At 71.1% G+C, this 18,628-nt stretch carries 22 protein-coding genes; 6 read left to right on the forward strand and 16 right to left on the reverse strand.

What is annotated here, in order from left to right:
• The first annotated feature begins 21 nt into the window (after positions 1–21).
• On the forward strand, positions 22–924 hold the full coding sequence (locus tag AB0H12_RS12210; protein ID WP_499622806.1) for an ROK family protein: 903 nt from the start codon (positions 22–24) through the stop codon (positions 922–924).
• 62 nt (positions 925–986) lie between these two features.
• Here the strand turns inward: AB0H12_RS12210 and mctP are convergent, their stop codons facing one another.
• The 3 genes from mctP to AB0H12_RS12225 all read right to left on the reverse strand — a co-directional run bounded on the left by mctP (position 987) and on the right by AB0H12_RS12225 (position 3,706).
• Positions 987–2,621: a monocarboxylate uptake permease MctP gene (gene mctP, locus AB0H12_RS12215; RefSeq protein WP_499622808.1), complete on the reverse strand. Its 1,635-nt coding sequence runs from the start codon at positions 2,619–2,621 to the stop codon at positions 987–989.
• On the reverse strand, positions 2,621–2,887 hold the full coding sequence (locus tag AB0H12_RS12220; RefSeq protein WP_499622809.1) for a DUF3311 domain-containing protein: 267 nt from the start codon (positions 2,885–2,887) through the stop codon (positions 2,621–2,623). Before AB0H12_RS12220 ends, mctP begins: the two co-directional genes overlap by 1 nt.
• Positions 2,888–3,004: 117 nt before the next feature.
• Positions 3,005–3,706: a GntR family transcriptional regulator gene (locus AB0H12_RS12225; protein WP_499622811.1), complete on the reverse strand. Its 702-nt coding sequence runs from the start codon at positions 3,704–3,706 to the stop codon at positions 3,005–3,007.
• Between the two features lie 92 nt (positions 3,707–3,798).
• On the opposite strand from AB0H12_RS12225, the gene AB0H12_RS12230 reads away from it, so the two are divergent.
• Positions 3,799–4,572 (forward strand): LamB/YcsF family protein, encoded by a 774-nt coding sequence (locus AB0H12_RS12230; protein WP_499622812.1) that lies wholly within the window; start codon positions 3,799–3,801, stop codon positions 4,570–4,572.
• 3 nt (positions 4,573–4,575) lie between these two features.
• Here AB0H12_RS12230 and AB0H12_RS12235 read toward each other — a convergent pair whose 3' ends face one another.
• The 4 genes from AB0H12_RS12235 to AB0H12_RS12250 are packed head-to-tail and all read right to left on the reverse strand — an operon-like array spanning position 4,576 to position 7,524.
• Positions 4,576–5,376: a hypothetical protein gene (locus AB0H12_RS12235; RefSeq protein ID WP_499622814.1), complete on the reverse strand. Its 801-nt coding sequence runs from the start codon at positions 5,374–5,376 to the stop codon at positions 4,576–4,578.
• Positions 5,377–5,378: 2 nt separating this feature from the next.
• Positions 5,379–6,500, reverse strand: a complete 1,122-nt coding sequence (locus tag AB0H12_RS12240; RefSeq protein ID WP_499622816.1) for a hypothetical protein — start codon at positions 6,498–6,500, stop codon at positions 5,379–5,381.
• An 18-nt stretch (positions 6,501–6,518) separates the two neighbouring features.
• The gene (locus AB0H12_RS12245) at positions 6,519–6,839 is read right to left on the reverse strand and encodes an ESX-1 secretion-associated protein (protein ID WP_499622817.1); all 321 of its coding nucleotides are present in this window, start codon (positions 6,837–6,839) and stop codon (positions 6,519–6,521) included.
• 7 nt (positions 6,840–6,846) lie between these two features.
• Positions 6,847–7,524, reverse strand: a complete 678-nt coding sequence (locus AB0H12_RS12250; protein ID WP_499622818.1) for a YbaB/EbfC family nucleoid-associated protein — start codon at positions 7,522–7,524, stop codon at positions 6,847–6,849.
• 202 nt (positions 7,525–7,726) lie between these two features.
• Here AB0H12_RS12250 and AB0H12_RS12255 point away from each other — a divergent pair, with 202 nt between their 5' ends.
• Entirely contained in the window at positions 7,727–8,965 is a 1,239-nt protein-coding gene (locus AB0H12_RS12255) for a PA0049 family protein (RefSeq protein WP_499622820.1), read from the forward strand.
• Between the two features lie 5 nt (positions 8,966–8,970).
• A complete protein-coding gene (locus AB0H12_RS12260) occupies positions 8,971–9,801 on the forward strand; it encodes a septum formation family protein (RefSeq protein WP_499622822.1) in 831 nt (276 codons plus the stop codon).
• 81 nt (positions 9,802–9,882) lie between these two features.
• On the opposite strand, the gene AB0H12_RS12265 is transcribed toward AB0H12_RS12260, so the two are convergent.
• The 4 genes from AB0H12_RS12265 to AB0H12_RS12280 all read right to left on the reverse strand — a co-directional run bounded on the left by AB0H12_RS12265 (position 9,883) and on the right by AB0H12_RS12280 (position 13,323).
• A complete protein-coding gene (locus tag AB0H12_RS12265; RefSeq protein ID WP_499622824.1) occupies positions 9,883–10,347 on the reverse strand; it encodes a hypothetical protein in 465 nt (154 codons plus the stop codon).
• A gap of 113 nt (positions 10,348–10,460) precedes the next feature.
• Positions 10,461–12,272 (reverse strand): phosphoenolpyruvate carboxykinase (GTP), encoded by a 1,812-nt coding sequence (locus AB0H12_RS12270; protein ID WP_499622826.1) that lies wholly within the window; start codon positions 12,270–12,272, stop codon positions 10,461–10,463.
• 396 nt (positions 12,273–12,668) lie between these two features.
• The gene (locus tag AB0H12_RS12275; protein WP_499622828.1) at positions 12,669–13,160 is read right to left on the reverse strand and encodes a GNAT family N-acetyltransferase; all 492 of its coding nucleotides are present in this window, start codon (positions 13,158–13,160) and stop codon (positions 12,669–12,671) included.
• 7 nt (positions 13,161–13,167) lie between these two features.
• On the reverse strand, positions 13,168–13,323 hold the full coding sequence (locus AB0H12_RS12280; protein WP_499622830.1) for a hypothetical protein: 156 nt from the start codon (positions 13,321–13,323) through the stop codon (positions 13,168–13,170).
• Positions 13,324–13,537: 214 nt separating this feature from the next.
• On the opposite strand from AB0H12_RS12280, the gene AB0H12_RS12285 reads away from it, so the two are divergent.
• Together AB0H12_RS12285 and AB0H12_RS12290 are read left to right on the forward strand one after the other, a co-directional pair.
• Positions 13,538–14,398 (forward strand): helix-turn-helix domain-containing protein, encoded by an 861-nt coding sequence (locus tag AB0H12_RS12285; RefSeq protein WP_499623167.1) that lies wholly within the window; start codon positions 13,538–13,540, stop codon positions 14,396–14,398.
• Positions 14,395–14,583: a DUF397 domain-containing protein gene (locus AB0H12_RS12290; RefSeq protein WP_499622832.1), complete on the forward strand. Its 189-nt coding sequence runs from the start codon at positions 14,395–14,397 to the stop codon at positions 14,581–14,583. The genes AB0H12_RS12285 and AB0H12_RS12290 overlap by 4 nt, the downstream gene beginning before the upstream one ends.
• Here AB0H12_RS12290 and AB0H12_RS12295 read toward each other — a convergent pair.
• The 5 genes from AB0H12_RS12295 to AB0H12_RS12315 all read right to left on the reverse strand — a co-directional run bounded on the left by AB0H12_RS12295 (position 14,570) and on the right by AB0H12_RS12315 (position 18,597).
• Entirely contained in the window at positions 14,570–15,262 is a 693-nt protein-coding gene (locus tag AB0H12_RS12295; protein ID WP_499622833.1) for a hypothetical protein, read from the reverse strand. The two genes, AB0H12_RS12290 and AB0H12_RS12295, sit on opposite strands and share 14 nt — an antisense overlap.
• A gap of 73 nt (positions 15,263–15,335) precedes the next feature.
• Positions 15,336–15,935 (reverse strand): plastocyanin/azurin family copper-binding protein, encoded by a 600-nt coding sequence (locus AB0H12_RS12300; RefSeq protein ID WP_499622835.1) that lies wholly within the window; start codon positions 15,933–15,935, stop codon positions 15,336–15,338.
• Positions 15,936–15,992: 57 nt separating this feature from the next.
• Positions 15,993–16,892 carry a cupredoxin domain-containing protein gene (locus AB0H12_RS12305; RefSeq protein WP_499622836.1) on the reverse strand — a complete coding sequence of 300 codons (900 nt, stop codon included), beginning with the start codon at positions 16,890–16,892 and terminating at the stop codon, positions 15,993–15,995.
• A gap of 23 nt (positions 16,893–16,915) precedes the next feature.
• Positions 16,916–17,806, reverse strand: coding sequence for a CopD family protein (locus AB0H12_RS12310; RefSeq protein WP_499622838.1), 891 nt, complete (start codon positions 17,804–17,806; stop codon positions 16,916–16,918).
• On the reverse strand, positions 17,803–18,597 hold the full coding sequence (locus tag AB0H12_RS12315; RefSeq protein ID WP_499622839.1) for a hypothetical protein: 795 nt from the start codon (positions 18,595–18,597) through the stop codon (positions 17,803–17,805). The genes AB0H12_RS12310 and AB0H12_RS12315 overlap by 4 nt, the downstream gene beginning before the upstream one ends.
• Positions 18,598–18,628 lie beyond the last annotated feature (31 nt).

Raw genomic sequence — 18,628 nt, forward strand, 5'->3', positions numbered from 1 at the left:
AACGGCACTAGTGTTGCGGCCGTGACGGATCTGGTGCTGGCGTTGGACGTCGGCGGCACGAAGATCGCCGGCGCGCTGGTGGACCGGGATGGCGCGGTGCGGCGGGCGGTTCGGGTGGGGACGCCCCTCGGTGGGGCGGAGGAGACCTGGGGCGCGGTGGCGGCCGTGGTCGAGGAGGTCTTGCGCGGCGAGGGCGTGGCGGGGGTCGGCATCGCGTCGGCCGGGCCCGTGGACGCCGACGCGGGGACGGTCAGCCCCATCAACGTGCGCGGGTGGCGTGGTTTCCCGTTGCGCGACCGCGTGTCCGCGCTGCTGCCCGGTGTGCCGGTGGAGTTGGCGGGCGACGGGCCGTGCATGGCGCTCGGCGAGCACTGGCTCGGCGCGGGCCGGGGCAGCCGGTTCATGCTCGGGCTCGTGGTGAGCACGGGTGTCGGCGGTGGGCTGGTGCTCGGTGGACGGGCGTTCGGCGGGCGCACCGGGAACGCCGGGCACCTCGGGCACGTGGTGGTCGAGCCGGACGGCGAGCCGTGCACGTGCGGTGGGCGCGGGTGCGCCGAGACGGTGGCCGGTGGGCCTCGGATGGTCGACTGGGCGCGCCGGCAGGGCTGGGCGGCGCCGGACGAGGCGGACGCGGCGCACCTCGCGGCGGCGGCCGGCGCGGGTGAGGAGATCCCGAAGGCCGCGTTCGAGCGGGCCGGGCGGGCGGTCGGGCTGGCGATCGCGGCGACGGCCGCGGTGGTCGACCTGGACCTCGCCGTGGTCGGCGGCGGCGTGGCGCAGGCCGGCGACCTGCTGTTCGACCCGATCCGCCAGGCCATCGCCGACCACTGTGGACTGTCCTACTTGGAGGCTCTGCGCGTCGAGCCCGCCCGGCTCGGTGGCCGGGCGGGACTCGTCGGCGCGGCGAGGTTGGTGCTCGGCTAGCGCCGCGAGGCGGCCTGCCGATCACCGGCAGACCAGGTGGAGGTCGCCGGTCGCGGCACTGCCTAGTGGACGGCGATGGGCTTGACCCGGTCGCTGTCCTCGTCCACGTGGTAGTCGTCGCCCTGCGTCTCGTCGGTCCCGTTGAACCACCGGGCCTTCTTGGCGATCACCGTCACGATGACCGCGACCAGCAGGTTCGCCACGACGGCGACCGCGCCGACGTAGATCTGCACGACCGACCCGCCGAACGGGTGCCAGCCGAACAGCGACAGCTGGCCGAGCGGCAGCGCGGAACCGGCGAAGTGCGCCTTGCCGACGGCCGGGTTGCCGATGTTGTACAGCAGCCACATGCCCCAGCCCATGCCGACGACCCAGCCCGCGATGAGGCCCCACAGGTGGAACCACCGGGTGTAGAGGGCGATCGCCACGGCCGGCAGCGTCTGCAGGATCATCACGCCACCGATGAGCTGCAGGTCGATGGAGAACTGCGGGTCGATGAACACGATGAACGCGACCGCGCCGAACTTCACCACCAGCGACGCCAGCTTGGCCTGCTTGGCCTCCTGCGCCGGTGAGGCGTCCTTCTTCAGGTACTCCTTGTAGATGTTGCGCGTCCACAGGTTCGCCGCCGCGATCGACATGATCGCCGCGGGCACCAGGGCGCCGATCGCGATGGCCGCGAACGCCACGCCCGCGAACCAGCTCGGGAACTCCTGGCCGAACAGCACCGGGATGATCGTGTTGGTGTCCGGGCGGCCGGTGGCCTGGTTGGTGATCGGCTTGGCGCCCGCGCTGATGGCGACGAAGCCGAGCATCGCCAGCAGGCCCAGCAGCAGCGAGTACGCGGGCAGCGCGACCATGTTGCGCTTGATCACGTTGCGGCCCCGCGAGGCCAGGATGCCGGTCAGCGAGTGCGGGTACAGGAACAGCGCCAGCGCCGACCCCAGCGCCAGCGTGGCGTACTGGAGCTGGTTGTTGGCGGTGAGGATGATCCCGTCGGCCTTGCTCTCGGTCGCGGCGTACTTCGCCTGCGCGGAGTCGAAGATCGCGCCCCAGCCGCCGAACTTGGACGGCAGGTAGATCACCGCGACCAGGATCACGATGTAGATCAGCGTGTCCTTGACGAACGCGATCAGCGCGGGCGCGCGCAGGCCCGACTGGTAGGTGTAGAGCGCCAGGATCACGAACGCGATGAACAGGGGCAGGTGGCCGAGGACGCCGGAGCCGTTGAGGCCCATCGTGCGCAGCACGGCCTCCAGGCCGACGAGCTGCAGCGCGATGTACGGCATGGTGGCCACGATGCCGGTGATGGCGACCAGCAGCGCGAGCCAGTGCGAGCCGTACCGGCCGCGGACGAAGTCGGCCGGCGTCACGTAGCCGTGCACGCGGGACACCGACCACATGCGGACCAGCGGCAGGAACACGATCGGGTACAGGATCACCGTGTAGGGCAGCGCGAAGAAGCCCATGGCGCCGGCGCCGAAGACCAGCGCGGGCACGGCCACGAACGTGTAAGCCGTGTAGAGGTCACCGCCGACGAGGAACCAGGTGATCCACGAGCCGAACTTGCGACCGCCGAGGCCCCACTCGTCCAGGTGATCGAGGGTGTCGCCCGCCTTCCACCTGGCCGCGACGAAGCCCAGGACGGTGACCAGCAGGAACAGCGCGCTGAACACCACCAACTCGGTCCACTGCATTACTTGGCCCCCTCGTCCAGGTCGTCCACGCCCAGCCGGTCCGGCTTGCCCTTGACGACGGGTTCGTCCTTGGTCTTGACGTAGACCAGGCCCACGCAGAGCACGCCGACCGGGACCCAGGCGAACTGGTACCAGTAGAAGAACGGCAGCCCGAACACCCGAGGCCCGTCGGAGTTGAACCAGGGCGTGACGAGCATCAGCAGCGGGACCACCAACAACAGGTTCCAGTTGCTCCAGCGGAGGCTGGATTTTCGAGCAGACGGCATGTGCCCCTCCGTACGGCGGCCCGGTGACGCGGTGTCGCGCATGGTAGGTCGGAGGAGGGACAGTAGTCACCATGTCGGGTGCATTACCGACTAATGACGTAGCTGGATCGTGACCAACTACCTCTCCGCGCGCAGGCCGGTGACCAACTGCTTCTCCGCGCGGTCGAAGTACGTGAGCAGCGCTTCTTCGGCCTGCCGAACCTCGCCCGCGTCGAGGCGGTCCACGATGGACCGGTTCAGCGGCAGGTAGTCGCGGTGGAACTCCTCGGGATCGCCCATCACGTGGAACGCCAGCCGCACCTCGGCGAGCAGCCGCTCCATCTCCTCGTCCAGCCGGGCGCTGCCGGCCAGCGCGGTGACGGCCTGGTGGAACTTGACGTTCGCGGTGCCGACGCCGGTCCAGTCGCCCTGCTCCCGGAAGGTCGAGCCGAGGGCGACGGCGTCGCGGACGGCCCGCCTCGCGTCGTCGTCCGCGTGCGGCCAGCGGCGGACCGCGCCGCACTCGATGACCCGGCGTGCGGCGTAGATGTCCACGATGTCGGGCACGTCGGGGCGGCGGACGAACACGCCCTTGCTGTACTCGTGCACGAGCAGGCGTTCGTGGGTGAGCAGGCGGAACGCCTCGCGCAGCGTGTTGCGCGAGACGCGGAGGGCTTCGCCGAGGGCCTTCTCGTTGAGCTGCTGCCCGGGTTTGATGTCGCCGTCGAGCACGCTGGTGCGCAGCTTGTCCGCCACGCGCTCGGCGGTGCTGGAGCGGTCGAGGTCGCCGCGGTCCTTCGCGAGGGCGGTCAGCCAGCCGTCCGCCTGAGCTGTGGTCATGGTGGACAAGTCTAGGTGCCCGACGAATCAAATGGAGTATTGAAGGATTGTTGAACGATCCCTACATTGAACAATACGTGAGGGGAGGGTTCATGGACCTCAACGCGGATCTGGGCGAGGGCTTCGGCCGCTGGGCCCTGGGTGACGACCGGGCCCTGCTCGACGTGGTGACCAGCGCGAACGTCGCCTGCGGGTTCCACGCGGGCGACCCGGAGACGATGCGGCGGACGTGCGAGCTGGCGGCGGCGCGTGGCGTGGCGGTGGGCGCGCACGTCGGGTACCGGGACCTGAACGGCTTCGGCAGGCGGTTCGTCGACGTGTCGCCGGAGACCCTGACCGCCGAGGTGCTCTACCAGTTGGGCGGGCTGGACGCGTGCGCCCGTTCGGCGGGGACGCGGGTGGGGTACGTCAAGCCGCACGGCGCGCTGTACAACGCGCTGGTCACGCACGAGGCGCAGGCCGACGCGGTGGTGGACGCGGTGCGCGCGTTCGACCCGGCGCTGCCGGTGCTCGGGCTGCCGGGCGCGGTGTGGTTGAAGCGGGCGGAGGTGGCCGGGCTGCCGGTCCGGTACGAGGCGTTCGCGGACCGGGCGTACACGGCGGTGGGGACGCTGGTGGACCGGCGGCGGCCGGGCGCCGTGCTGCACGACGTGGGCGCGATCGCGGCGCGGTGCGTGGTGCTGGCGACCGAGGGGCGGGTGCGTGCGGTGGACGGGCAGGTGCTGCGGATGCCGGTGGACTCGATCTGCGTGCACGGCGACAGCCCCGGCGCGGTGGCGGTCGCGCGGGCGGTGCGGTCGGCGTTGACCGACGCGGGTGTGGTGCTGGGTCCGTTCTCGGGTGGGTTGGACCGGCTGAGCGCGTGATCCTCAGGCCGTCGCGGGCGGGTGGGCCGGTGCGATGCCCATCCGGTCGAGCAGGCCGATGATCGCGTCGACCTTGGCCAGGACCTGGTCCGGGTCGATCCGCTGCGGCGAGGTGGTGAAGACGAGACCCGCCTCGAAGGTCAGCAGGAGGGGCATCGCGCTCACGAACGGGTTGGCGCCGGCCTGGCCGAGCATCCACTCCGCGACCTGCGGGTTGAACGCCCTGGCCACGGCGGGCGGGTCCGTGGTGAACACGGTGAACTCCCGACCCACCGGGTCCGGCAGGCCCACCGGCAGCCACGGCCGCTGCTCCCGCACCACGGTCACCGGCGCCTCGGCGGCCGGTCCGGCGGCCTGGGCGCGGTCCGGGGCCAGCGGTCGGCCCAGGAAGTCCACCAGGATCCGGCGGCCGATCTTCATCGGCGGCACGAGCGCGGTGGCCACCTCGATCCGGTGCTCGTGGGCCGTGGCCGAGCTGGTCGAGTTGGCCTTCTCCATCGACGCCTCGCCGACGCGCACGGCCCAGTTGCCCCGGCGGAAGTCCAGCGCGGTCTCGAAGCGGGGCGGTCGGACCGTGCCCAGCCGGCCGGCGACGCCGTCGGTGGAGCTCTTCATCGGTGGCAGGAGGTCGGCCGACCAGGCGCGGACGTCCGCCGGATCGGCCACCCGGCCGCCGAGGCCGTTCGCGAGCACGGCCAGGGCGTCGGCCTGCGCCTGGTCCACCTTCCGGTCGCCGCGCGACTGGAACCAGCGCAGCAGGGCGAACAGCACCACCAGGGCGGCGACGACGTAGAGCAGTTCCATGATCAGATGTCCAGGTATCCCGTGGTCTGCTGCTTGGACTGGTCCTCGCCGATGTCGGCGTACTGGTCCGCCTTCTCCTGGGCCGATTGGTTCCGCAGGGGCTTGTCGATGCCGGCGTTCGCGCCCGTGCCGACGCCCAGCTGCGAGGCCGCCGCGTCGGTCACCGCGCCCAGCATGGACTTGCCGAAGCCCTCCTGCAGCCGTTCGCCGAGCATGCCGTCCTTGCTCCACAGCTTGACCAGCGCCGACTTGTCACCGCCCGCCTTGAGCGCGTCGGCGGCCAGGCTGCCGGCGTGCTTGTTGGCCATGGAGCGCTGGAAGGCGGTCTTCACGTTGCCGACCCGCTTGGCCAGGCTGCGCAGGAAGTCGAGGATCTTGGTCAGGAACTGCTTCAGCTTGGCCACGATCCGGGCCACCTTGCTGCCGGTGGTCGCGACCCGCACACCGGTCGCCGCGCCGGCCGCCGCGGTCGACGCGCCGAAGCTCGGCACGGCCGCCGCCAGCGCCGGGATCCAGATCATCACCAACCAGGTGATCAACTCGGTGAGGATCGCCTTGATGAAGTCCTCGACGATCGTCATGATCATGCTGGAGGTCTGGAGCATCTGCGCCAGCTCGCCGGCCTGGCCCGCGACGCCGTCGATGCCGTTCGCGAACTCGCCCAGCTTGGTGCTGGCCACCTCCGACGCGGGTCCGCCCCAGCTCGTCACCGAGCTCTGCAGGTCCTGGTCGAACTGCTCGCGCAGCTTGGCCACGCCCTCGCCGATGGCGCTGAAGTTCTCCGCCGCCTGCGCCAGCGCGGGACCGTCACCGCTGACGAAGTGGATCGCGTCCTCCAGCGGCTGCACCACGCTGATCAGGAAGTTCAGCCCCTGCCCGACCAACCAGCCGATCGGGTCCGTGGCGATGCCCAGCGCGGAGGTGCCGAGCGAGCCGATCAGCGCGGAGCCCTCGGACATCAGGCCGGTGACCTCGGCGCCGCCCTTCTCCTCCGCCTTGCCCGCCGCTTCCTTGATCTTGAGGTAGTTGCCGTAGAAGGGGGCGGCTTCCGCCATCTTCTGGCTGGTGTCCTTCTCGCCGACGGTGATCTCGACGCCGCCGGCCTCGGTCTTTACTTCAGCCATCCCGGATTCCCCCGCCCCTTACTGGTTGTCGAGCTCGACTTGCAGGCCGTTCAGCAGCTGCTTGACGGCTTCTTCCTGCGCGTCGTAGTCCTGAGCCGCGCCGTTGAACTTGTCCGCGCCCGACTGCAGGCCGTCCTGCAGGGCCTGGAACAGGTCGTTGAGGTCGCCGAGCATCCGGGTGTAGTCGTCCTTGACGAACAGGCCGACCACGCCCCACGACTTGTCGCCCACGTCCGCCTTGGCGACGAGCCCCGCGATCTCGGCGGCGGTGCCGCGGTGGCCGTCGAGCTTGCCGGCGAACGACCGCAGCTCCTGGGGGTTGACGTCGAAGCCACTCATCGCGCGCTCACCGGTCCTCGTCGTCGAAGAGGTTCAAGAAACGGCCGTCCTGGTTCTGCGCGGGCCCCGAACGCGGCGGGGGCGGCGGCTGGTTGTCGTCGCGCAGGAACCGACGCTGCGAGAAGTCGTCCGGCTCCTCGGCCGGCGTCGGCCTGCGCGGCGGGGCCGGGCGGGCGGCCGGGCCGGGCGGCGGCACCCGGTTCGGGCCCGGGCCCGCCACGGGGGGCGGCGGCGCGCCGTAGGGCGGAGCCGGGGGCAGCGGGGCCTGCGGCGGCGGGGCCTGTTCGGTCATGGTGCGCAGTTCCTGCGGCGTGACGCCGAACAGCTGGGCCTGCGTCTCCAGCACCTGGTCGGTGAGGTGCAGGTCGTCGCCGAGCGCGTTCTCCACGATGCCCGCCTGGCGACGTGCGGCCTCGGCGACCGCCTGGCGCAGCGTCGCCATGATCGCGCCGGCCAGCGCGTGCGGCGGTCGGCGCATGGCCACGTCGGACAGCCGGATGTCCTTGATCGCCCCGGACGGGCCCGCCACGACGGTCACGGCCCGGTCGGGAGAGGTCGCCACCACCTCCATCGCGGCCAGTTCCTGCTGCATCTGGTCGATGCCGGCGACCTGCTGGTCGACCCGGTGCAGCTTGGACTGGAACTGTTCGAACTGGGCGACGAGCTGGTCGAACTCGGCCGACACGACAAGACCTCCGGGGAGCTTTCGACTGCGGCGGCACGCACGGCGCCGGTGAGCGGGACTCATAGTGGCAAGCGGATGACCCGCTTTGTGCCCGAACGGGTGAAAAGACTCTCCGTACACCTCACCGGGTCGTTCGGCGGGTTCCTTGACCCGGACGTGGTTCGGCAGCATCGCGCGGGTGATCAGACGACTCCAAGCAGTGATGACCCTCACACTCGGTCTGTCCCTCCTCTCCGTCCCCGGCGTCGCGCACGCCCAGCCCGCGCCGTGCTTCGACGCGAACGCGCCCACCACCGTGGAAGAGCAGCGGTTGGACGACCGGCTCACGCCGACCGGCCCGGAGGTCGGGCCGGAGCTGGTGCGACTGGCGGGCTTCGAGGACGACATCGGCCGGTTCACCGCGCGGCTGTGCGAGCCGATCTCCCGTTCGCAGGCATTCCAGCTCGCGCACGCCGGCGGGACGGACCTGTGGCGGGCGGCCGTCCAGCGGGCGCGGTCGCCGCAGGCGTGGGACGCCTTCGACGACCGGCCGCTGTACTGGGCGCGACTGCTCGCGACCAAGGCGCTGCGGCAGTGGCAACCGCAGGGTTGGCGGCTCACCGCGACGGACCGGGCCAGGGTGGTCGAGTCGTTCGACCACGCCTCCCGGGGCGTCTCGGACCTGCGGTTCGGCACCGGTGTGCGGCGGATCGCGGTCACCGGGTTCGACCCGTTCCAGCTGTTCGGGACGTTCGTGCGGCGGAGCAACCCGTCGGGCGCGTCTGCGTTGCAGCTGGACGGGAAGGTGATCAGCACGCCGTCCGGGCCGGTGGTGGTGGAAGCCGCCGTGCTGCCGGTGCTGTGGGGCGCGTTCGACCAGGGGGTCGTGGAGCGGTTCTACGGCGCCGCGCTCGGTTCCCGGGCCGATGCCCTGGTCACGATCAGCCAGGGCCGCGACGGGCAGTTCGACGTCGAGCGGTGGGCCGGGCGGTATCGGGGCGTGTACCCGGACAACAACGACGTGTCGGTGCCCGGTGTGGTGCCGGACGCGGCGGGGTGGCCGCAGCCGGCGCACGAGTTCATCGAGACCACGCTGCCGCACCAGCGCATGATCGACGCCGGGACCACGCCGTTCCCCGTGTACTACAACCGGTCGTTCTGCGAGTGGCCGCTGGGGACGGTCCCCGCACCCGGCACGGGCACGGCGGACTGCCGCTCCGACGAGCCGACGCCCGGCGCGGCGGCGGCGGAGGGCAGCGGCGGCGACTACCTGTCCAACGAGTCGATGTACCGGGCCAACCGCCTGCGGCTGGGGCTGGCGGCCACCACGACGGCGGGCGGCCACCTGCACACGCCCGTGCTCGGCCAGCCAGCCGACCCGGCCGCGCTCACCGACGCGGCGTTCGAACGCGACCGGCGGGCGATCGCCGACCAGGTGGTGGCGCTGGTGTCAGTAATCTGACCCGTGTGAAGGGCTGGCGAGCGGTGGTCGCGGCACTGGCCGCGCTGTCGCTCGCCGCCTGCACGGCGCAGGTGGCGGGCGTGCCGGACGCCGAGGTGGTCCGCCCCTCCCTCACACCGACCGCCGACCAGCTGCCCAAGGCCGGTCAGTGCACGGACACCGGCCTGGAAGTGCTCGACTGCAAGGCCGAGCACGAGGCCGAGGTGACCGAGGTCGGCCTCCTGGACGGCCTCGGGGCCGGGTACCCCACCGACCGCGACCTGCGCCGGGCCGTGCTGCCCGCGTGCCGCGCGGCGCTGACCGCGTACCTGGGCAGCCCCGACCACGACGCCACCCGGTTGCAGGCCCACGCGTTCTGGCCGAGCCGGGACGGTTGGGCGAAGGGCGACCGCTGGCGGGTGTGCACGGTGGTGGAGCTCAAGCCCGACGGCACGCGGGTGCGGCGCAAGACCAGCGCCAAGGACCTCCTCAAGGCGGCGGGGTTCGGCACGGTGCAGCTGTGCGCGACCGCGTCGCCGGGCGAGGCGAAGGACGCCGGGATCACCGCCTGCGACCAGCCGCACAAGGCGGAAGCCGTGCCGGGCGTGCTCGCGCTGGGTAACCCCCAGGACCCGACGCCGTCCCTCGACCAAGTGAACGCCAAGGCCGCCGCGCACTGCGCGAAGGCCGTGACGAACTACGTCGGCGCGCCGCGTGAGGACGTCTTCGCGTCCTGGCGGTCGTTCGGCAGCCAGGCGTGGTCGGAGGGCTACACGTCGGCCGTCTGCTACGCCGAGGCGACGCGCCCGTTCACCGGCCGGCTGTGGGGCCTGGGGAAGAACGCCCTCCCGAACTGAACCCGGCTGTCCCCGGCTGTCCCCACCTGTCCACGGCCGACCCACAGGCTGTGCACAGTTCCATCCACAGCCTGTGGACAACTAGCGCCGGCGCCAGGACAGCACCACCAGCAGCACGCCGACCAGAACCGGCGCGCCGCTCTCGAACACCGGCCTGAGCACCGGCAAGAACGGGTACGTGCCCCACTCGAACAGCACCGAGGCGGTCAACGCGGCCAGCCCGGCGGCCAGCGGCGCGGCTGGGGACAGCTTCCCCAACGACACCAGACCCACCAGCAGTCCCGCGAGTCCCAGCGCCACCAGCCCGCGCAGCCGGACCTCGTCGAACTGGTCCAGCGCGTAGCCCCACGCGAAGGCCCCGAACGCGGCGGCGACCGCGCCGAGCACGAAGCCGGCCACGTGCCACCACGCCGACACCCGCGTGCGCTCGCGCTTCGCGGCAACCCCCACCGGGTGATACCGCACGACTCCCGGAGCCGGCCCCACCTCCGCCTCCGGCAGGCGGTCGTAGTGCAGTCCGCCCAGGAAATCGTCCTGCTGGGTCACTCTTCCTTGGTACCTCCGGACGAGCCGGAAATCACCCGGAGCAACCAAAAAGAGACCCGGTGGACGCCGTTGGCCACCGGGTCTCACGCCGAGGGGTCTCGGGTGGGAGGGGCTCAGCCGAGGCGGAGCTTCAGCGCCTCCAGCTCGTCGCGCAGCGAGGTCGGCACCTTCTCGCCGATCTTGGCGAACCACTCCTCGATCATCGGGATCTCGGCGCGCCACTCGTCGGCGTCGAAGTCCAGCGCGGCCTCGACGTCCTCGCGCGGCGCGTCCAGCCCGTCCAGGTCCAGCTCGTCGGCGGTCGGCACGTGCCCGATCGGCGTCTCGACCGCGGCGGCCTTGCCCTCGATCCGCTCGACGGCCCACTTCAGCACCCGCGAGTTCTCGCCGAACCCGGGCCACAGGAACCGCTTGTCCTCGCCGCGGCGGAACCAGTTCACGTAGAAGATCTTCGGCAGCTTGTCCGCGTCGGCCGACTTGCCGGTGTCGATCCAGTGCTGGAAGTAGTCGCCCGCGTGGTAGCCGATGAAGGGCAGCATCGCCATCGGGTCGCGCCGCACGACACCGGTCTTGCCGACGGCCGCGGCGGTCGTCTCGCTGGACAGGGTGGCGCCCATGAACACGCCGTGCTGCCAGTCGCGCGACTCGGTGATCAGCGGGATCGTGGTGGCGCGGCGACCGCCGAAGAAGATCGCCGAGATCGGCACGCCCTTCGGGTCCTCCCACTCGGGCGCCTTGATGTCGCACTGGGCGATCGGCGTGCAGTAGCGGGAGTTCGGGTGCGACGACAGCTCCTCGCCGCCGGGCGTCCAGTCCTGCTTCTTCCACGAGGTCAGGTGCGCGGGCGGCTCGCTCATGCCCTCCCACCACACGTCGCCGTCGTCGGTCAGCGCGACGTTGGTGAACAGCGAGTTCCCCTTCTCGATGGTGCGCATCGCGTTGGGGTTGGTGTGGTAGTCGGTGCCGGGCGCGACGCCGAAGAAGCCGTTCTCCGGGTTGACCGCGTACAGCCTGCCGTCCTCGCCGAACCGCATCCACGCGATGTCGTCGCCGAGGGTCTCGACCTTCCAGCCCGGGATGGTCGGCTCCAGCATGGCGAGGTTGGTCTTGCCGCACGCGCTGGGGAACGCCGCCGCGATGTAGTAGGACTTCCGCTCCGGCGAGGTGAGCTTGAGGATCAGCATGTGCTCGGCCAGCCAGCCCTCGTCGCGCGCCATCACCGAGGCGATGCGCAGCGAGTAGCACTTCTTGCCCAGCAACGCGTTGCCGCCGTAACCCGAGCCGAACGACCAGATCATCCGCTCTTCGGGGAACTGCGTGATGTACTTCGTGTCGTTGCAGGGCCACGGGACGTCGGCCTGGCCCGGCTCCAACGGCGCGCCGATCGAGTGCAGCGCCTGGACGAAGTCGGCGTCGTCGCCGAATCGCGCGAGCGCCTTCGTGCCCATGCGGGTCATGATGTGCATCGAGACGACGACGTACTCCGAGTCGGTGATCTCCACGCCCAGCATCGGCTTCTCGGCGTCGAGCGGGCCCATGCAGAACGGGATCACGTACATCGTCCGACCGCGCATGCTCCCGCGGTACAGCTCGGTCATCGTCGCCTTCATCTCGGCGGGGTCCATCCAGTTGTTCGTGGGGCCCGCGTCCCGCGGGTCCACCGAACAGATGAAGGTGCGCTCCTCGACCCGCGCCACATCGGTGGGATCCGACGCCGCCCAGAACGAGTTGGGTTTCTTCTTCAGCGGAACGAAGGTGCCCGCGTCCACGAGCTTGGCGGTGAGCCGGTTCCACTCGTCCTGGGAGCCGTCGGCCCACACCACTTCATCGGGGCAGGTCAGCTCTGCGACCTCGCGCACCCAGGACACCAGGCGCGCGTGGTTGGTCGGTGCGTGGTCGAGACCGGGAATGGTCACTGCCGTCATCTCGTCTCGTCTCCTAGCTGAGCGCCAGCCCACGGTGGACGCCGTTGTCCGGGTGGGACGTCCTCGCGAATGGCTCCGCCCGCCCGGTGGAGGGCGTGCCGTTTAAGGGGATAGACGGAGGTTAGCCGGGTTAATCCCGGGTAACGCACATCTGACCTGTCGGCTGGCTCACAAAACCGATTCTGGAATCGATTCAGCACCCGATCACCACAAATCCGGCTGTGACCTGGGCTTTAGTCGGCGGAATGCAAGGGCGGGCCGGTGCGTCGATCGCCACACGTTCAGGTGACTGAACAGGTAACGCTGCGAGAGCGCTCTCACGGCTGGACGCAAGAATTGCTGCTCCGAAATGACCGGATTTCTCGACCGTTCCAGAAAGGCTGTCCGACGGCGCTTTCAGTTGTCCTGCAAGGGATTCGGTCCGTCCAGCCGGCGGTAGTACTGCACCTGCGGGAACGGGGTGAAGCCCGCGCGCTCGTAGGTGCGGCGCGCCGGGGCGTGGCCGGGATCGCCGCCCGTGCCGACGACGGCCAGCGTCACGCCCGCTTCGCGGAGGCGCTCGACGGCGAACGACGTGAGGGCGGAGCCGATGCCCTGCCGCTGGTGGTCGGGGTCGACGGCCAGCATGTGGATCTCGCCGTCCGCCACCCGGATCGCGACGAAACCCACGGCGCGGTCCTGCAGGTCGGCCACCCACACGGCTGTCGCGTCGTCCCGGCAGACGTCCTCGACGGCTCGGGCCTGCGTCGACTCCCAGTCCGGGAACAGCGCGGTGTAGATCGGAACGCCCAGCACGGCGCGGAACGACTCGAACACCGGAGCCCACGCGCGCAGCGAGAACTCCACGACGGCGCCGATGTCGTCGGCCGTCAACGGGCGGATGGCCATGCGGCCATCATCGCGACAGGCGCACGACCTCCGCACTCGAATTCGCGGTCAGGTCCGCCTCGGCACGGGCGATGGCCGCGTCGAACGCCGCCCGGAAGTCCGCGATCGAGGTGTCCTCCAGTTGGAAGCAGAACTTGTCGTCCGGGCCGAGCAGTTCGAGCACCCCAGTTGTTGACGTTGATCGTGCACACGGCGGCTTCGCCCCGGTCGGTCTGGCACCGGAGCAGCCACTCCCGCCGCTCACGGTCCTTGCGGATCACCCTCTGCGCCATGCTTCTCCTCCTACCTGGTTGTATGTCACTGAACACGAACAGTAACGTCTACCAGATTAGACTTAGCGTGAGACTCCGGACATTCCCCGATGGAGTGAAGTGACCATGGGCCAGGCGCGGCAGACCATCGAGCGGCTGCAACTCGGCCTTGCCCTGACCCGGTTGCGCGACCGGGCCAAGAGGTCCCAGGGGGAGGCGGCCACCGCCATCGGCCGCACCGCCGGTCGGCTCAGCCAGGTCGAGAACGGGCGAGGCGGCCTGGGTCCGGAGGAGTTGGCCAAGCTGCTCGACTTCTACGGCGTCCAGGGGCCGGAACGGGACACCGTCCTCGCCCTCGGCGCGGCGGCCCGGCGACGCGCGAGCCGCCGGGGCTACATCGACAACCTGCCCGAAGCTTTCCAGCGCATGGCGGAACTGCAGTCGGCTGCACATGTGATCAGTTGGTACGAGTGCGGGATCGTGCCAGGGCTGGTGCAGTCACCCGACTACATCCGGGCGATCATGCGGCTGTCGAACTCGATCTACTGGGACAGCTCGGAAGAAGAGACTGTCGAGCGGATCCTCTTCCGCGAGGAGCACCAGCGCCGTGTGTTGGAGGTCGGCTCGCCCAAACAGATCGAGATCGTCTTCACCGAGGACTCTCTCGACCACGTCATCGGCGATGCGGCGGTGATGCGCGGGCAGCTGCTGCACCTGCTCCAACTCATGGAACGGCAGGTGGACATCCGGGTCGTGCCGAACGGGACCGCCAACAACCCGGCGCTCGGCGGTGGCCTGGTGGTGCTCGACTTCCCGCAGGCGACACCGGTCGGCTTCGCGTCGGTTCTGCACGGTCCGTACACCTACTACGATCAGACCGAGGACGTCGAGCCGATGCAACGGATCTTCAGCCGCGTCCGGGAACTGGCGCTGAGCAGCGAAGACACCCGGACGGTGCTGATCGACCGGCTGAAGGAGTCCAGGTGAGCACACGGTGGTTCAAGAGCACCTACAGCTCCGGGGGCAGCAACGGGTGCGTCGAGGTGCGGTTCCGCGAAGCAAGCGTGGGCGTGCGGGACTCGAAGAACGCCGACGGGCCGCGATTGGTGTTCGCGGCCCGTGGGTGGAAGGCGTTCCTGGCGCAGGTCGGATCAGGGGTCAGTTCGGGCTGATCCACTGGCCGGTGACGGAGTCGATGCGGACCACGCCCGACACCGTGACCTTCTCACCCGCGCCATCCGAGCCGTCCGACCAGGCCTCGTCGCTGTCCGGCGTGTACTTGCCGTCCTCGCCGATGCGGCCGTGCTCGACCTCGGTCCACTCCTCGTCGCCGGTGTGCCGCGACACCGTGACCTCGCCGTCCTGGGTGATCTCGGTGGCCAGGTCGGCGCTGCCGTCGCCGTCGGCGTCGGTGAAGAGCCAGGTGTCGCCGTCCTCGTCCTTCACCACCGCGGTGTCGGCGCGGCCGTCGCCGTCGGTGTCCTCGGTGGCGGGCCCGACGTTCTGGTCGGCGCCGCCCTCCATGTCGACCACGATGGCCTTGCCGGCGTTGGTGTTGGTCTGCTCGGACCGGTCGTCCGACGGTTCGACGGCGACCCACTCGCCGGAGTCCTCGTCGAACTCGGCCTGGGCGGTGAGCTCGCCGTCCGCGTCGAAGGAGCTCATCAGGTCGGCGTCGCCGTCGCCGTCGGTGTCGCTGAACGCGAGGTGGCCGCCGTCGTCGGTCTCCACGACCGCGCTCTCCTCGACACCGTCCTGGTCGAGGTCGAAGGTCGCCTCGGCGGTGTACTCCTCGTCGCCGACCGTGACCTTCAGCTCGCCGTCGGCCGCGCCTGTCTCGTCGATGTACACCGTTCCCACCCTCCTGCGTCCTGTACGGGTAGGACTCACGCTATGCCTGTTCGGTTCCGCTGCGGAAGCGCCATCACTCCTTCTCCGGACGTGAACCGACGAGGAGCAGGCAGAACGTCGTCACCGCCGCCACCAGACCGGCCAGCAGCAGCATCGGGTCCAAGCCGTTCGACGGTGGTGGCGCGGCGGCCACCACGTGGGGCGTGGCGGTGGTCGTGGTGGTCGGTGCGGAGGTGTGGGCCGGCGGATCCGCGACGGGTGCTTGGTCGACCACGTGCGGCTGGGTCGTCTCCTCTGTCGTCTTGTCCGGTGTCGTCTCCGCCGGCAGCACGGTGACGCGCGCACGCATGTCGGGGTGCACCGAGCAGTAGTAGTCGTAGGCGCCGGGCAGGGTGGACGTGAAGCTCCACGACTGCCCCTGCGCCAGCAGCGGCGACCCGAGCACGGCGGGCCCTGCCGTCGTGACCACGTCGTGCGGCGCCTGGTCCTGGTTGGTCCAGGTCACCGTCTCGCCGACGCGCACCGTCATCGCCCCGGGCTGGTAGGCGTACTGGGCGATGGTGATCTGGTGGCCTTGTGCGGCGGCAACGGCAACGGCGGCGGGAGCCGACAGGAACAGCAGGAACACGGCGGCGAACACGGCGGCGAACAAGGCGGCGAGCAGGGCGCGCATGAGGTGGTCTCCCAGGAGCGGGGCGACCCGGGCGTCGTCGACCGGGTCGCCGGCTGATCAGCAGGTCGCTTGCGCGAACACCGGGTCGAGCATCTGTTCCAACATCACCGTGTGGGACTTGATGTACTGGTCGAACGCCAGCGCGTCGTCGACCTGCTGCAACGGTGACGTCTCCAGGTGCGCCGCCTTGATGTGGGCGAGGAGTGGCGCGAGCACCTCACCGCTGAGCGCGCTGTTGAGCGCCGGGTCGAGCATCTGGCCCAGCAGCACGGTGTGCGACTTGATGTACTGGTCGAACGCCAGCGCGTCGGTCACCTGCTCCAACGGCGACCTCTCCAGGTGGGCCGCCTTCAGGTGCGCGATGAACGGCTCCAGGGCCTCCCTCGGGACGCACGACGTCGGCGGCTGGCTCGTGGGCGGAGCCGTGGTCGTCGTGGTCGGGTGGGTGGTGGGGTGACCGGTGGTGGGCGGCGTGGTGGTCGTGGTCGCGCCGCCGGTGACGGTGACCGAGCCCTTCATGTCCGGGTGCAGCGAGCAGTAGTACTGGTAGCTGCCCGCCTTGGTGAACGTGAACGTGTAGGACTGGCCCTTCTGCAGGGTGGGCGAGGTGAACTTCTCCGGGCCGGAGGTGACCACCACGTTGTGCGGCGCGGTGTCCTGGTTGGTCCAGGTCACGGTGTCGCCGACAGCGACGGTGAGCGCCGCCGGGCTGTAGGCGTAGCCGGAGATCGTCACCGACTTGGCGGACGCGGCGGCCGGGGCGGCAGCCGGGGCAGCGGCTTGCGGCGCCGCGGCTGCGTGGTGACCTGCCTGGGCGGCGAGGTCGACCTGGGCGGCGGGGGTGGTGCTCGGCGCCGACGTGCCGACGGCGGCCAGGCTGAACACCGCCCCGGCTATGCCGAGGGCGGCCAGGACGAGGGCGAACCGGCCGCCACGCCGTGGTTCCGTGCTGTCCACTGTGGACTCCTTCTTCATTCGGCTCACCGGCCTGGGCTGGCGGTGACGAGGAAGCCCGCTGCGCCGATCACGGCGATCGCGAGCACGGTCTCCAGTGCGACCGAGCGGGCGAACGGCGCGGCGGAGGTTGCGGTGGCGAGGCGGCGGTCGACCCACCTCTTGCTGACCAGACCCGCGGCGAGCAGCACGCCGAACAGGCCGAGCTTGATCGCCAGGATCCGGGCGTAGTCGGTGTCGAGGGTGAAGCCGTTGAGCCGCCACGCCAGCACGCCGCCGGCCACGACCAGCGCGGACACCGAGCCGAGGGCCAGCTTCGAGTAGCGCGGCACCACCTCGGCGAGGGTGGCGAGGTCCCGGCGCGGCAGCACGCCGAGCAGCAGCAGCGCGAGTCCGCCGACCCACAGGCAGATCGCCGCGAGGTGCACCAGCACGGCCACCTGCGCCCACCAGCCGAGATCGGGCACGTGACCGGTCATGCCGCTGGTCCGCAGCACCCCGAACGCGACCGCGCCCGCGCCGACCCGCCAGGGCAACGACGTCACGGCGCGTTCGCCGCGTCGCAGCAGGTCGGCGAGCACGACACCCGCCAGCACCCACAGCAGGCCGCGGGCCACCCACACCCGTCCGAACGGGATGTCCAGGACGGGGAGGACGACGGCCAGGTCGACGTCCGCCGGCGCGACCTGGCCGATCCACGCGGCCTCCAGGAGCAGGCCGGCGACGGTGCCGAGCAGGCCGAGCAGCCAGGCCGCGAGGAGCAGGCGGGCCGGGCGGCGCTCGTTCGCGCCGGACGGCCAGAGGAACGCCAGGAACGCCGCGCCGCCGAAGAACAGGACGGTGCCGGTGTAGTCGACGACCCGGGCCAGGGTGAACCACGACTTCGCGGCGTCGCCCGCCGCCAGCGCGAGGCTCACGGCGCGCTCAGCAATCCGACGACCCGGCCGTCGTCCGGCCGGACGAGGAGGCCGCACCGGTCGCCGAGGAGTCCGTTGAGCCGGGGGTTGTTGGTGCGGGCGATCGGCAGCGCGCCGGTCGACGTGGCCGTGCCGACCACACCGGCGAGGTCCGGCAGGCCGCCGACGCCGCCCACGGCCGTGCCGGGCTGGAGGCCGCCCGGCGCGCCGGTGGGGAGAACACCGGCGAGCGGACCGGTGAGCGGCGTCGGCGTGGCACCCCCGAGCAGGCCGCCGAGTGACCCGAGGGTGCCGGTCAGGGCGCCGAGCGCGCCGGTGTCGGTGAGCGCGGCGGTGTCGGCGAGCAGCGGCAGCGCGCCGGTCAGGTCGGTCACCAGCGGCAGGCCGTCGACCAGCGCGCCGAGCCCGGTCAGCAGGGCGCTGATCGCGTCCACGTCGCACGGCGGCTCGGTCGGCGGCGTGGTGGTCGGTGGTGTCGTCGGTGTGGTGGGGTCCGGGTGGTGGCCGCCGAGGTCCGGGTGGCTCGGCTCGGGGTGGACGGGGTCGGGGTGGGTCGGGTCGGGGTGCGGCACGGCGGTGCCCTGGTGCCGCTGCGGCTGTCCGACGTGGACGGCGGGCGGCGGGTCGGCCGGGTCGGCCGTGCCGGTCACGTGGTCCCGCGGCGGGTGGGCGGTCGACTGCTGGTCCGCCGCCACGGTCGGCGGGCGGCCCAGCCCCGAGGCAAAACCCAGGACGACGACCACCGTGCCGACCAGGCTCGCCGCGACCACTTGGTCCCTGTTGAACTTCATCGCGATTCGCCCCCGAGTCCGGTCAATAACC

It is taken from the genome of Actinosynnema sp. NPDC023794, assembly GCF_040639675.1.
GTDB lineage: Bacteria > Actinomycetota > Actinomycetes > Mycobacteriales > Pseudonocardiaceae > Actinosynnema > Actinosynnema luteola.

What these genes read in the sequence shown, in the direction of transcription:
- mctP (WP_499622808.1), bottom strand. Translation starts at nt 2,621, where the DNA reads ATGCAGTGGACCGAGTTGGTGGTGTTCAGCGCGCTGTTCCTGCTGGTC.
- AB0H12_RS12220 (WP_499622809.1), bottom strand. Translation starts at nt 2,887, where the DNA reads ATGCCGTCTGCTCGAAAATCCAGCCTCCGCTGGAGCAACTGGAACCTG.
- AB0H12_RS12225 (WP_499622811.1), bottom strand. Translation starts at nt 3,706, where the DNA reads ATGACCACAGCTCAGGCGGACGGCTGGCTGACCGCCCTCGCGAAGGAC.
- AB0H12_RS12230 (WP_499622812.1), top strand. Translation starts at nt 3,799, where the DNA reads ATGGACCTCAACGCGGATCTGGGCGAGGGCTTCGGCCGCTGGGCCCTG.
- AB0H12_RS12235 (WP_499622814.1), bottom strand. Translation starts at nt 5,376, where the DNA reads ATGGAACTGCTCTACGTCGTCGCCGCCCTGGTGGTGCTGTTCGCCCTG.
- AB0H12_RS12240 (WP_499622816.1), bottom strand. Translation starts at nt 6,500, where the DNA reads ATGGCTGAAGTAAAGACCGAGGCCGGCGGCGTCGAGATCACCGTCGGC.
- AB0H12_RS12245 (WP_499622817.1), bottom strand. Translation starts at nt 6,839, where the DNA reads ATGAGTGGCTTCGACGTCAACCCCCAGGAGCTGCGGTCGTTCGCCGGC.
- AB0H12_RS12255 (WP_499622820.1), top strand. Translation starts at nt 7,727, where the DNA reads ATGACCCTCACACTCGGTCTGTCCCTCCTCTCCGTCCCCGGCGTCGCG.
- AB0H12_RS12270 (WP_499622826.1), bottom strand. Translation starts at nt 12,272, where the DNA reads ATGACGGCAGTGACCATTCCCGGTCTCGACCACGCACCGACCAACCAC.
- AB0H12_RS12275 (WP_499622828.1), bottom strand. Translation starts at nt 13,160, where the DNA reads ATGGCCATCCGCCCGTTGACGGCCGACGACATCGGCGCCGTCGTGGAG.
- AB0H12_RS12285 (WP_499623167.1), top strand. Translation starts at nt 13,538, where the DNA reads ATGGGCCAGGCGCGGCAGACCATCGAGCGGCTGCAACTCGGCCTTGCC.
- AB0H12_RS12300 (WP_499622835.1), bottom strand. Translation starts at nt 15,935, where the DNA reads ATGCGCGCCCTGCTCGCCGCCTTGTTCGCCGCCGTGTTCGCCGCCGTG.
- AB0H12_RS12315 (WP_499622839.1), bottom strand. Translation starts at nt 18,597, where the DNA reads ATGAAGTTCAACAGGGACCAAGTGGTCGCGGCGAGCCTGGTCGGCACG.